General features: G+C 31.9%; 9 protein-coding genes. 1 reads left to right on the top strand and 8 read right to left on the bottom strand.

What is annotated here, in order from left to right:
* The first annotated feature begins 33 nt into the window (after window positions 1-33).
* The gene (locus ACE83Q_RS00315) at window positions 34-1305 is read left to right on the top strand and encodes an ISL3 family transposase (RefSeq protein WP_409022156.1); all 1272 of its coding nucleotides are present in this window, start codon (window positions 34-36) and stop codon (window positions 1303-1305) included.
* Between the two features lie 99 nt (window positions 1306-1404).
* Here the strand turns inward: ACE83Q_RS00315 and ACE83Q_RS00310 are convergent, their stop codons facing one another.
* The 8 genes from ACE83Q_RS00310 to ACE83Q_RS00275 all read right to left on the bottom strand — a co-directional run bounded on the left by ACE83Q_RS00310 (window position 1405) and on the right by ACE83Q_RS00275 (window position 13320).
* Window positions 1405-2982 (bottom strand): peptide chain release factor 3, encoded by a 1578-nt coding sequence (locus ACE83Q_RS00310; protein WP_409022155.1) that lies wholly within the window; start codon window positions 2980-2982, stop codon window positions 1405-1407.
* A 121-nt stretch (window positions 2983-3103) separates the two neighbouring features.
* Window positions 3104-4447, bottom strand: coding sequence for a hemolysin family protein (locus ACE83Q_RS00305; protein ID WP_409022154.1), 1344 nt, complete (start codon window positions 4445-4447; stop codon window positions 3104-3106).
* An 82-nt stretch (window positions 4448-4529) separates the two neighbouring features.
* On the bottom strand, window positions 4530-5240 hold the full coding sequence (locus ACE83Q_RS00300; RefSeq protein WP_409022153.1) for a LysM peptidoglycan-binding domain-containing protein: 711 nt from the start codon (window positions 5238-5240) through the stop codon (window positions 4530-4532).
* A gap of 24 nt (window positions 5241-5264) precedes the next feature.
* Window positions 5265-6770 (bottom strand): ATP-binding cassette domain-containing protein, encoded by a 1506-nt coding sequence (locus tag ACE83Q_RS00295; RefSeq protein WP_409022152.1) that lies wholly within the window; start codon window positions 6768-6770, stop codon window positions 5265-5267.
* 149 nt (window positions 6771-6919) lie between these two features.
* Window positions 6920-8134 carry a CDP-glycerol glycerophosphotransferase family protein gene (locus tag ACE83Q_RS00290; RefSeq protein WP_409022151.1) on the bottom strand — a complete coding sequence of 405 codons (1215 nt, stop codon included), beginning with the start codon at window positions 8132-8134 and terminating at the stop codon, window positions 6920-6922.
* A 33-nt stretch (window positions 8135-8167) separates the two neighbouring features.
* Complete coding sequence (gene tagD, locus ACE83Q_RS00285) at window positions 8168-8560, bottom strand: glycerol-3-phosphate cytidylyltransferase (RefSeq protein ID WP_409022150.1); 393 nt, start codon at window positions 8558-8560, stop codon at window positions 8168-8170.
* A 61-nt stretch (window positions 8561-8621) separates the two neighbouring features.
* Window positions 8622-9734 carry an AI-2E family transporter gene (locus ACE83Q_RS00280; RefSeq protein ID WP_409022149.1) on the bottom strand — a complete coding sequence of 371 codons (1113 nt, stop codon included), beginning with the start codon at window positions 9732-9734 and terminating at the stop codon, window positions 8622-8624.
* 151 nt (window positions 9735-9885) lie between these two features.
* Window positions 9886-13320, bottom strand: a complete 3435-nt coding sequence (locus tag ACE83Q_RS00275; RefSeq protein WP_409022148.1) for a CDP-glycerol glycerophosphotransferase family protein — start codon at window positions 13318-13320, stop codon at window positions 9886-9888.
* Window positions 13321-13373: the final 53 nt, after the last annotated feature.

Genomic DNA, 13373 nt, shown 5'->3' with positions numbered 1-13373 from the left:
GCCAGCCAGCCCAAATAAAGAAAAGAGTTCCCTATGACAAATAATACTAGAGTTTTACTAAATATTAAAGACGAAAATATTAAATTTAATGAAAATTGTATCCAAATACTCTCTGATTCAGGTGTCATCAGCGTTTACGGTACTTTAGATTACCGTCCGAAAGCCTGCCACTCCTGCGGGGTTCTCAACCATAACCAAATTATTAACTACGGATGGCGGACTGTCTCAATTAGGCTGCCACGTTGTTCTGAATTAGACGTTATTTTAAAACTACGTAAACGTTATTTCTACTGTAAAGAATGTCAAACTTACTTTTTGGCTCAAACAACACTCGTTAATAAAAATTGTTCCATTTCTGAAAATACGAGAATGGCCTGTTTAGAAAAGATGCTTTGTCCTTCTTCTATGAAACAAATAGCTAATGAGCTTAATGTTTCATCTTCCTATATAAGTCGCCTCCTAGACGCCAGTGATAGTGACTTCAAAGTAAACTTAACTTACTTACCTGAGACCCTTTTAATGGATGAACTTCAAGCTGTACCTGGTCATCTTAGTTTTGAATATATGGATGGCGCAACAAATAAGCTACTGGATCTTGTTGAAACTAGAACAATTTATCAAGTGACTAAGTATTTTAAACGATTCACGTTAAAAGCCCGAGAAAATGTCAAAGTAATCGTTACTGATATGAATTATACCTATCCAAAGTTTGCGGGAACTTTGTTCCCGAATGCTATTGTTGTCTATGATCGCTTTCACATTGTTAATTCACTCATGCGCGCATTTAATAAAACCAGAATTCAAATCATGAAGAATTATGCGATTACTTCAACTGACTATAAGGTCTTAAAACGTTATTGGAAATTACTTTTAAAACCTATGTCAAAATTAAATTATAAGATATTTCGTAAATGGACTTACTTTAATTACGCGGCAACTGAAACAGAAGTTGTTGATCATTTATTAGGCTTAGATAAAATATTATCGGCAACTTACCAACTGTTACAACGAATGATGTCCAGTATAGCAACTAAAGATTGGGACAGCGTAGCCAATATCTTGCATTCAGAAAACGAAGTTTCAACTTATTTTAAAAAAAGTTTACTTATTTTAATTGAACATGAAGACTATGTAAAAAATGCCATTAACTATCCTTATTCTAATGGCCCACTTGAAGGCACTAACAATAAATTGAAAATTATTAAACGTAATGCCTACGGATTCAGTAATTTTAGACATTTTAGGAACCGTGTTTTCTTTGTAATGAGAAATAAGAGCATAAAAAAAGGCATTGTCACAAAGTGACAACACCCTTCATAATATATTCACCAACAACAGTTGCAATAGAACCAATTAATCAACATTCAAAAAAAGAGGTATACCAATTGGTATACCTCTTTTCGTTTATAATTTTGATGTTAACGTAACGTTTGGATATTTGTCAGCAAACCAGCGCTCTGCGAATGCATTTTCAAATAAGAATAACGGTAAATCTTGTCGATCTTTAACAAGTAAGTTACGTGAACTTGACATCTTTTCATCCAATTGTTCTGGATCAATCCAACGAGCCGTTTTAGAACCCATTGGTGTCATGATAACTTCTGAATTATATTCGTTTAACATTCTGAATTGGAAGACTTCAAATTGAAGTTGACCAACAGCACCAAGAATATAGTCACCCGTATTGTAACTTCTATATAATTGAACAGCACCTTCTTGAACCAACTGTTGAATACCCTTATGGAATGATTTTTGTTTCATTACATTTTTAGCATTAACGCTCATGAATAATTCAGGCGTAAATTGAGGTAATTTTTCAAAGGTAATTGGTTTCTTCATGTTACTAATTGTATCGCCAATTTGGAAATTCCCAGTATCATATAATCCAATAATATCACCAGCTACAGCAGATTCTAAAACTTCACGAGAGTCCGCCATAAATTGGGTTGAATTAGATAAACGCATTTTCTTTTCAGTTCTTGCTAATTTAACATCCATCCCTCGTTCAAATTCACCTGAACAAATTCGGATAAACGCAATTCGATCACGATGATTAGGATTCATATTGGCTTGAATTTTGAAAACAAACCCAGAAAAATGTTCATCAGTTGGTTGTATCGTTGTTTCTTCAATTGTTTTATGTTCTTGTGGTGCTGGTGCATAGTTCAAATAAATATCTAAGAACGTTTTTACACCGAAGTTGGTTAATGCTGATCCAAAGAAAACAGGCGTTAAATCCCCTGTTGCAATTTTTGCTTCATCAAAAGTATTACCAGCATCGCCCAATAATTCAATTTCATCTAGCACTTCTTGATAGATACTATCTTCTTTTAAAGGATGGTCGCCTTCAATCTCACCAGCGTCATTTAAATCAACGTAGTCCATACCCTTATCTTCTTTTTGGTATAGTTCGATACGATGGTTGTAGATATCATATAATCCCTTTAAACCTTTACCCATACCAATTGGCCAGTTCATTGGGTAGGATTCAACACCCAAGACTTCTTCAAGTTCAGCCATTAAATCAAGTGGTTCACGCCCATCGCGATCCATCTTATTGATGAATGTAAAAATAGGAATGCCACGCATTTTACAAATTTTAAATAATTTCTTTGTTTGAGGTTCAATTCCTTTTGCAGAATCAATAACCATGACTGCTGAATCTACGGCCATTAATGTTCGGTAGGTATCTTCTGAAAAATCTTCATGACCAGGAGTATCTAAAATATTAACTCGCTTATCAGCGTAATCAAATTGCATAACTGAACTAGTAACGGAAATACCACGTTTCTTTTCAATTTCCATCCAATCAGATTTTGCAAAAGTTCCAGATTTTTTACCCTTAACTGTTCCGGCAGAACGGACAACCCCACCGAATAAAAGTAATTGTTCTGTAATGGTTGTTTTACCAGCATCCGGATGAGAAATAATCGCAAATGTTCGGCGTTTTTTTACTTGAGTCTCTAATTCTTCTGTATTCATTTTTTGTCCTCTCTAAAACATATTACTCATAGTTTATCATAAATGATAATGAACTTCGACGTAAAAAATGATAAGGTCAACGGAACTTATTAGAGTTCTATTGACCTTATCATCCCCTATTTTATTCTTTACTCTTTAAAGAATCTTTTAACCGTGTTTCAGGAATCATAACTTTCAATTCTACCAATCGAGAACCGTCCATTTTTTCCGTTTCAAGAAGTATACCATTGTGAAGTGTAATCTGTAATTGTTCATTATTACCGGGAATTCGACCTAATTCCGTTAAGACGAATCCCGCAATTGTGTCTACATCTTTAACATTGATATCACAATTAAATTCATCATTAAAATCATCAAGTGTCATTCGGCCTTGTACAATGTATTCATGTGCATTAATTTTTCTCAATGTATCATCAGGACTATCCGATTCATCATCGATATCACCAACAATTTCTTCAATTAAATCTTCAATTGTGGCAAGCCCAACAACACCACCATATTCATCCAACAAAATAGCTAATTGAGTATGGGTTTTCTTCATTTCGAATAACAAATCATCAACAGCCATCGTTTCTGGAATAAACATGGGCTCTTGCATAATTTGACGTAAACTAATTCTATCGAACCCTTTTGCTCTAGCAGCTTTAAGTAAGTTTTTGATATGAACAACGCCAACGACGTTATCTTTATCATCACTATAAACGGGTACACGAGAATAAGGTTGATTTAAAATAGCATCAATATTACGATCATTATCGTTTTGTAAATCAATCATAAAAGCATCAGTTCTAGCGACCATAACTTCACGAGCAAATTTCGTGTGTAACGAAATAACACCTTCCATCATTTCATATTCATCTGAATCAATAGCACCACGCTCTTCGCCGGTTTGAATCATATGAACAATCTCTTGTCGACTGATGACTTCAATATTATTTTTATTAAACTTGATTGGTGTTATTTTTTCTAAGGCACGGATTGAAATTGATAACAACCAGTTGAATGGTTTGAAAACAATCGCAATAAGTTGAATAGGTCCAGTCGTTGCTCTGGCAATTTTGTCTGGCATCTGTAGTGCCAATTGTTTAGGATATAATTCTCCTAAAACTAATGAAAAATAAGATAAAATCAACGTAACGATAACTACTGCAACATCATGTGCCCACACAGCATTTCCAAACAATGGTTCAACATATTTAGCCAAAGATGTTGCTGCAAAAGCTGAAGACAAGAATCCGGCGAAAGTAATACTAATTTGGATGGTTGATAAAAATGATGTTGAATTATTTAAGATACCAAGAATTCTTATTGCACCTTTATCTCCAGCTTTCGCCTCTGCCTCAATTTTATTACGATTTACTGAAACTACTGCTAATTCTGCAGCTGAAAAGTAGGCATTCACTAACATCAAAATGACTAATAATAACAGCTGCAACAGCAGTTCGTGACCAGGGTCTGAACTCATTTACTCATCCGCTCCAATTCATTTATCTTTATTTTTTAAACTACGGGTATTATACACCTATTAGCATTCAGAAAACCGATTACTAATTAGTAGTTGTATCCCCACTGGTTGAGCTTGATGTATCTAACGTTGAACTAGAATATGATCTTGTTGTGTTATCTGTACTAGAAGTATCTGAACTCGTTGTACTATTTGAGCTTGTATCTGCAGTGGAATATGATCTTGTTGCACTGTCTGAAGTTGTATCTGTATTAGAGTATGAACTTGTTGTGTTGTCTGAAGTTGTATTATCAGAACTAGTATTATCTGTGCCTGTTGTATCTGAAGATGTGGTATCTATACTTCTTCCACTTCCAGCAACAACCTTAAGCGATTGTCCAGGTCTTAATGTTGTGTTTTCCATGTCATTTAATGCAATTAGTTCCTTCACTGTCATATCATGACTTAACGCAATAGATGACAATGAATCACCATAAACAACAGTTATCGTATCCGTATCAATATTAGAACTTGACGATGAAGACGACGTTGATTTACTTTTTTTAGACACAGATTTTTTCTTTTCAGTTTTCTTCTTTTTTGGTTTTGATTTTGAACTAGAATCACTCTTACCATATTTTGATTCAGCTAATTTTTGTTGTTCAGCGTACTCTTTTTTTTGTTGTTCAGATGACCCACGATTAGCAACCCACTCAACAACGTCACGACCAGCTTTCGTACTAGCTAATATCGTCCCACCACCGATACATACAACTGCAACTATACCAATAATTACTTTAGTTCTTAATTTCATAACTTCCTCCGAGTTAACTCACATTTATTTAGGTACTTTTATTTTTTGTCCTATATGCAAAAGATTTGATGATAATTCATTGATATCCATCAATTGATCACTGGTTGTATTGTTGGCAGTCGCGATACTTGATAAACTATCCCCACTACCTACCTCAAACATCTTCGTGCTAATTTTACTGATACTTTCTTTCTTTTCACTACTTTCCTTATTTTCACTACTTTCTTTTGCTGCTGACTCAGAACTAGCTACCCTTTCAGATGACTCTCTAGCTAGAACGGATTCACTTTCTGCCTTAGCTTTAGCAAGCGACTCATTCTGCCGTTTTTTTTCAGCAGACTGTTTGGCTGACTTACTTGAAGCAACTTTAGCTGATTTAGATTTAGACGATGCCATAACTTTTTTAGAGTCATCAGCTCTACTAATTGAGCTTGAAATTGCTATTTTTTTTGACTTATTTACAGACTTCTGACGTCGAACGCTTGAACTCGATTCTTGCTTATCATTGTTCATTTGAACATACTTGGCAGAAACTGTTCCTATTACTGCTAAAATCAAAATACCAATAACTACCAAAGCTAGTTTGCCGTGTTTTTTTCTATTTTTCTTTTTTAAAAAATATTTTGTATCGTCGAATGCTTGTCCGTTATAAAAGGCATCTCTTCGACGTAACTCAATTGATCGAGGCATATCAGGATCAAAATGCGTTTTTTTATACTGTGTATATAACGTCTCTACACTAAATGATTTACGTTCTGAATCACGTTGTTTATCGTACTCACTTCGTTTCTCATCAGTCAAACTATCATACCAAGCAACAAAATCCAAATAGCTCATAACAACTTTTTCAGACTCACCGATATCCATCAGTTGGCCGTTTTGAATCCATGCAATTCTGTCTGTTAAGAACTCCATTTGTTGTAAGTCTTGACTAGCAAGTACAAAAGTTTTTCCCTCTGTCTGCAAGCTTTTAATTTTATCAACTGTTTTCTGATAAAAAATATCATCTAATGCTGATAAAATACCATCTAAAATAATAATATCAGGTTCAATGAAAAAGGCCATTGCTAACTCAACTCGTGCACGCATATCGGGAGAGTAATCTTCAATTTTACTTTCTTTTAATACCCCTAAATCTGCAAAATTTAAAACATTATTCAACGTTTGATCGCTATTCTTGTAATCAATCTTAGAATCAATAATTGCTTCTTTAATATTTTGAACAGCCGTTTTATCACGTTTTAATTGCGTCTCATACGATACAATCGTTGTATGACCGGCCATTGTTAGAAAACCCGTTGTTTGTTTGGCTTTACCAGCTAGAATGTCAGATAACGTTGCTTTACCTGAACCACCCATGCCAATAATACCAAAAAATTCACCACGATAAATATCAAACGAAATACCCCTCAAAGCCCAATAGATATCCTTTGAATCCTTATCAATTTTTCGATTCTTTTTGCTTGTTATACCTTTTGTAACATACTCTAATCGAATTTTATAATCTTCCATTTTATCACCATTAATCATTCAGTTATTTTAATTATCAATAATAATATGTATACACTTACGCTTATACAATTCTACCATTAATCACTAAAAATTAACATCTTATCCGATGCTATCAGTATTTATATTTTAAAAAATAAAAAGCATACCCTCCCATAAGGAGAATATGCTTACTTACCTAGGATAATATCAGAAACTTTTTGAGAAGCTTTTCCGTTATCCCATTCAATAAATTTATTTTGAAAATCTTTAAATTGTTTTTCATAACCAGGATAACCGCCATTTTGTGTATAGACATCTAATTGTTTATAAAAATCTGCTTCTTTTTCTACGATTGGACCTGGTGCTTCCATCTCAAAGTTGATATAAAAGCCGCGCAGTTCATCCCGATAATGTTCCAAATCATAACAATAAAACATCATTGGTCGATTCAAATTAGCAAAATCAAACATCACTGACGAATAATCCGTAATCATCATATCACTCATTAAATATAATTCAGTAATATTTTCATCTGCCATAATTTTGACACGATCTTCAAACCCTTCAATGTTGATACTATTCTTAACTAAATAATGAGGTCGCATAATTAAAATAGTATCTTCTGATACATGTTGAAAAAATGATTCGAATGAAAAAGCCATTTCGAATTTATAAACGCCTCGAGTATAGAAATTATCATCTCGCCATGTGGGCGCATAAAGGACAACATTAGCATCTTCATTATCTAGATATGCCTTTTTTAATGACTTAATATTTTTTTCGTTATTATCAACGGATAGACTATCATTTCTTGGGTACCCAATATCCAGTGATTTATTTTTAAAAGCAAATGCACTTTCAAAAATATTTTTCGAATACTGATTAGGAGCTATTAAATAATCCCAACGAGCTGCTTCTGCAGTGAAATTAGCATGATACTGTTCTGTGGTTGATCCTGGCATTGCAACTTTTTCAATATCCATACCTAAATGCTTTAATGGTGTCCCATGCCACGTTTGAATATAAATCGTTTTTGGATTCTTTTTCCACCAGGTAGGTAGTCTCGAATTAAATACCCAAAATTCAGCCCTCGCCATTTTGATAGTCCAAGAAAATCCAAAGCGTTTTATTAAATTAATTTCAGGATACTGTTCTTTTAATTTATTGTACATACTTGGTTTAACGCTAAAATATAAAAGCTTTGCATTTTCTTCGCCAAAGTCTAGTCTAGTCTGCTTGTAAATGGCCATTGGGTTATCATTAATATCTCGACCATTAAAACTTTCAAATATAACTTGATGTTTGTTAACTGAGAATTTAACCAAAAAGTCATTCAATAGTATCAAAACTTGACGTCCTGATCTTTTAATTATATATTTAAATGCTTTTTTAATTTTATTCATTATTTGTTCTCCTTACTACACAAATAAACTATTTTATAAGTTCATTCCTAGATCTTTTTTAATCTTTGTTGTTGAAATACCGTCTGTCCTTGGTAAGTAAATAACCTCGCAATAATCACTTAGAAAATCAAACTTACCTGTCCAATCGTCACCCATCACAAATGTATCAATCTGGTTATCAACAACATCGCTAATTTTTTGATCCCATTCAGTTTCTGGAATCACTTCATCCACGTACTTAATTGCTTCTAAAATGAATTTACGATCTTCATATGATGTGTAAGCCTTTTTACCTTTAATTGCGTTAAATTTATCTGTTGAAATACAAACTGTTAAATGATCGCCCATTGCTTTAGCGCGCTGTAAAATACGCACATGACCCTTGTGTAATAAATCGAATGTTCCATAAGTAATTATTTTTTTCATGTTTTTGCTCCTCTGTCATTATCAATAATAATATATTTTATCATAAACTATTATGACTGTCTTATTTTTCCTGCAATTGTCGAATATCGTAAAAGTATTTAATAACGACCTTTACAACAGCGTATAAGGGAATCCCTAAAATCATTCCTAAAAGTCCAGCAATATTACCAGCTACTAGCAATAATACAATAATCGTCAATGGATGTATATTTAATGATTTGCCTATAACATTAGGATAGACAAAATTACCATCAATTTGTTGGACAATTAACACAACAATCACTACAAAAATAACCATTTGAGTAGACTGCGTTACCGCAATAATCAATGCTGGAAAAATACCAATATAAGGTCCGATATAAGGAATAATATTAGCAAGACCAGCCACAACTCCTAATAACATAATATATGGCATGCCAATAATTGAGTACCCAATTGCGGTAAATACCCCAACGAAAATACATTCAATAGCTTGTCCACCAATGTACGCTGAAATTGTATCACCCATGCGGTCAAGCAATTCAACGAGCTCATCCCCATGTTTTTCCGGAACAAGTTTTTTAAGGGTTGGGACTAATTTTTGACCATCTTTTAACATATAAAACAACATTACAGGGACTGTCAGTGCAACAACTGTCACACTCGTTACAACCCCAATCATTGATCCAATCGAGTTCGTCAAATTGGTTGCAATTGATTTGAAATATGTGCCTATAGAATTTTCAAACTGGTTTAAATAGCTAGTAAAATCAATTTCTTTAAACCAAGCATATTTATTTAAATGATTAAACGTATCTTTGGACGACTCACTAACTGCATTTGCATAATCTGGTATGTTAATCACCAATTGACTTAACTGACTAACTACTCTCGGAATCAGATACCCTATTAATGCAACTAAAAGAATTGCTAAGAATACAAATAGAATGGCAACTGATAACGTTCGAGAGAATTTGAATTTTTTAATTTTTATTTTCATTAAAAATTTAACGACCGGATTAAATAAATAAAATAAAAACCCAGATATAATAATCGGAATAAATAATGTGGAAATAAACGTTCCAATCGGACTAAAAATAAAACTTATTTTTGTACACATCCAAATTAACGTGGCTACAATTAACAATTCAAGTGACCAAAACATTAATTTAGAATTTTTTAACCGTTTTAACATATGAAGCCCCCCTCTAGACATATTAATAATTTTTAAAGAACCAAACTTGTTCTATACAAAAAGAAACCTTCATTTCTTAGACTGAGTTCAACCAGCCTAAAGAAAACGGAGGGTTCTCTCATGTTTATACACTTAATTCTTCCAAACAAACTTATTTAATGATAGTTTTAACAACCTGCTCTGATGCTGTTCCTTTATCATATTGGATAAACTTGTCATCAAAAGCTTTAATTTTATTTTGATATTTTTCAAAATATTTATCAATATCTTGTATTTCACTAATAAGTGACTCTGTATTCCTGATAAATGCCCCAGGAGCTTCCTTTTCAAAATCAAAATAAAGTTCACGTAAGTTATCTTTATAATTATCATAATCATATGCATAAAAAAGCATTGGTTTTTTCAAAAGTGCATAATCAAACATCACAGAGGAATAATCTGTAATCATCATGTCCGACACCTTATATAAATCTCTAATATCACTTTGATTAGATAAATCGATTGCAAAATCTTCAAGTCCTTCTAAAGAATAGCTTGGAATAGAAAAATGATGTAATTTTATAACAAAAATATATTCATCTGAAAATTTTTCTTTCATCTCAATTAGATCTATAGGCATTGCATATTTCCCTTTAGATCTCCAAGTAGGTGCATAAAAAATAATTTTTTTATCTAACGGTAAATTGTACTTCTCTAGTATGCTATTTTTTTCATTTTTTGTCGTTGGAATAAATAAACTGTCATTTCTTGGATAACCAACATTTAAAAATGTTTTATTAAATAGGTACGCTGATTGAGCAATTTCAGCAACATAATCACTTGGAACTGTTAAATAATCCCATCTAGAATTTCGCTCTATAAATCCCTTTTTAGCAGAATCTTTAATTTCTCCAGGATTATCAAATCCCAACTTTTTAAGCGGTGTTCCATGCATTGTTTGAACCTCTATCGCATTTTTACGTTTATTGTAATGATCAGGAAAATTAACATTATTAAAAAAATATTGAGCACGTGCTAGTGTATAAAAGTACATAAATGAATTTTTACGATAAATTTTTGCATTAATATCGCTATAATCTTTCAGCGTATTCTTCACAAAAACAACATTTTTTATATCCGGTCGATTATCTTGTACATATTCTAAAATAGCTTTAGGGTTGTCACTAAATTCTCTTCCCCAAAAAGATTCATATACTGCCGTTTTTTTCTGTATAGGTAATAATCGCATTAATGGATAAATAAATTTAGAAAGTGCCAGTTGTTTTCTAGGACTATTGTCTAATATTCCCCATGCTTGTTTGATATTAAATCTAATCGTTGAATTATTAAAATTGTATTTAAGGATATACTGGGTTTTACCATTTTTAATACGTGTTTCATCTAGCGTTTTTCTAAAAGCATAGATTTCTTCTTCATTATCGTTGCTATTAATTGTAACTGAGAATGACCTATCAAAGGTCTTAAAAATATCAGCAGGATCGAACATGAAAGTTAGTATTTTAACCGAATTTTCTATTTTTAAATTATTCATTTTAATAATAAATTCATCATTATTACCGCTAAATACTAAGCTTACTGATTCCTTTGATTTAATATAATTAGCAACATCCATATAACGAATATCTATTGAAAAACTTTTTTTAATTTTTTCTATTTTTTCTATAATAAACTGAGGTTGGTCAACAGCCAAAATTAATCCACCCTCTAACGTGTTATAGAGTGATAGCTGTTTACCCGCAATATGATGTACACCATTAATTAATTTAGGATCTAATGATACCGGATTATTTAAATTAGAATATATATATAATTTAGAAAAATCAACGTTATTCATCTGTTCCTTTGTTATAAACACCTTAAATATGCCGTCATTATTTAATACCATATCCATAACAAATACTAAATTTTCTAAACTATCCTTAGCAAATAATTTATTTTCACCCTTTACACATTTACCAGATAATTCAATACCATCATCTATTTCTTTGACTCTATCAACAATAACGGGAGCCACGTTTTTTTTGAATTCAAGTTCCCATTTAATATTATAGCTTGGAGTGACAACATTATCTTCCATTAGTTGATAGTTAGGTTTATTAGATAATCCCTTCTTAGGTGAATTTAAAATACTCTCCTTTATAATCCCATTAATATTATAATTTATTAATACATAATATGATTCGTTAGGTTGCATCTGAGTCATCAGATTTTTAATTGGTAAATCCAACTCAAACTTAGAGTAATTGTAATTGTCTTTCAGGTAAGGTACCTTTAATTTTCTACTAAATCCACTTTTTCGTAACGTCATCATTGGATTAAACTTAATCTTTACAGCACTTAGAATATCAATTTTTTGAGAACGATCACTGTTAACTAGTGATGCCGAAACCGAGATGTTTTTTTTATGTTTTTCTGAGATTCCCCATAAAAAAGTAGTCCAGCTAAGTTTAAATGAATCTTTTTCCCAGTAAGCCTCTTCAATATCCATGTTAACTCTAAATTCTTCTTTAGACACATATCGTGAATTTTCTTCCAAAATTTCTTTATACGGATAATCATAACTATATCCTAATTTATACTTACGTGGTTTATACTTATTCACTTTAATTTGGCGAATAAAATCTTTAAATTCAGCTATTTTATTTTCACTAATTAATTGATATTGAATTCTATTTTTCAAACTAATTTTTAAAAATACCTCTTGAGATATTTTAGGAAAATATTCTTGAATAGTTTTATAAAAAATATCTTGGTAATCTTCTTCAACATCATTCATAAGATGCATGTAGAGAGGAAAATCAAACTGGAAATTTTTGTAATCAAAAGTATCATCAAGTGATTGAGCTATATGTTGTTTCTTAAAAAATTGGCGAACACTATTAATCGCCTTCATACGATCATTAAAATTATCAATAGAACTCCTTTGCTGTGTGATAGAGCTATCACCAGCGTCACGAGCTCGCCATTTATAAGTTACATCTGTTAATATATCGACTTTTTCAGCCATTGCATGTGCAGGAATAGAAACTGGAATATCTTCATATAACATTCCTTCAGGAAACTTAAAATCATTTTTTCGCCAAAAATTGATATCAAATACTTTATTCCAAGCAGTTGTATCATTAATTAATTCTGGCGTATCATGAATATTAGTTCCAATCATGTCTTCTCTAAAGATACGTTTATGTAATACGGAGCCATAACTTTTTCTAGAATTAAATCGAATAACATTACCGATAATAAAATCAGAATGAGATTTTTCAATAATCTCTAACATTTTTTTATATGAATCTTCAGGAATAATATCATCGGAATCAACGAAAGTTAAATAATCCCCTGTTGCAGCCGCTGCACCAGAATTTCTTGCATATCCTAACCCACCATTTTTTTGATCGAGTAGTTTATAATTCTCATATTCCTCTTCATAGCGTTTTGCAATTTCTCCAGAGTTATCAGTTGAGCCATCATTTACCATGATAACCTCAAAATTATCAATTCCTTGTACTAAGAAAGAAGACAAACATGCTTCAAGATAATTACTGATATTATAAATTGGAACAACAATCGAAAGTTTTTTTTCATTCATTCTTTATTTCTCCTACATCATATTCTAGTTGTAAATAATTATATCATACTTTA

This window comes from Dellaglioa kimchii, assembly GCF_046115505.1.
Classification (GTDB): domain Bacteria; phylum Bacillota; class Bacilli; order Lactobacillales; family Lactobacillaceae; genus Dellaglioa; species Dellaglioa kimchii.
Note: the sequence above shows the minus strand (reverse complement) of the source record. Positions and strands in the feature narration are given on the sequence as shown.

Excerpts from the sequence above, each read along its gene's own strand:
- ACE83Q_RS00315 (WP_409022156.1), top strand. The coding sequence starts at position 34 with ATGACAAATAATACTAGAGTTTTACTAAATATTAAAGACGAAAATATT.
- ACE83Q_RS00310 (WP_409022155.1), bottom strand. The coding sequence starts at position 2,982 with ATGAATACAGAAGAATTAGAGACTCAAGTAAAAAAACGCCGAACATTT.
- ACE83Q_RS00305 (WP_409022154.1), bottom strand. The coding sequence starts at position 4,447 with ATGAGTTCAGACCCTGGTCACGAACTGCTGTTGCAGCTGTTATTATTA.
- ACE83Q_RS00300 (WP_409022153.1), bottom strand. The coding sequence starts at position 5,240 with ATGAAATTAAGAACTAAAGTAATTATTGGTATAGTTGCAGTTGTATGT.
- ACE83Q_RS00295 (WP_409022152.1), bottom strand. The coding sequence starts at position 6,770 with ATGATTAATGGTGATAAAATGGAAGATTATAAAATTCGATTAGAGTAT.
- ACE83Q_RS00290 (WP_409022151.1), bottom strand. The coding sequence starts at position 8,134 with ATGAATAAAATTAAAAAAGCATTTAAATATATAATTAAAAGATCAGGA.
- tagD (WP_409022150.1), bottom strand. The coding sequence starts at position 8,560 with ATGAAAAAAATAATTACTTATGGAACATTCGATTTATTACACAAGGGT.
- ACE83Q_RS00280 (WP_409022149.1), bottom strand. The coding sequence starts at position 9,734 with ATGTTAAAACGGTTAAAAAATTCTAAATTAATGTTTTGGTCACTTGAA.
- ACE83Q_RS00275 (WP_409022148.1), bottom strand. The coding sequence starts at position 13,320 with ATGAATGAAAAAAAACTTTCGATTGTTGTTCCAATTTATAATATCAGT.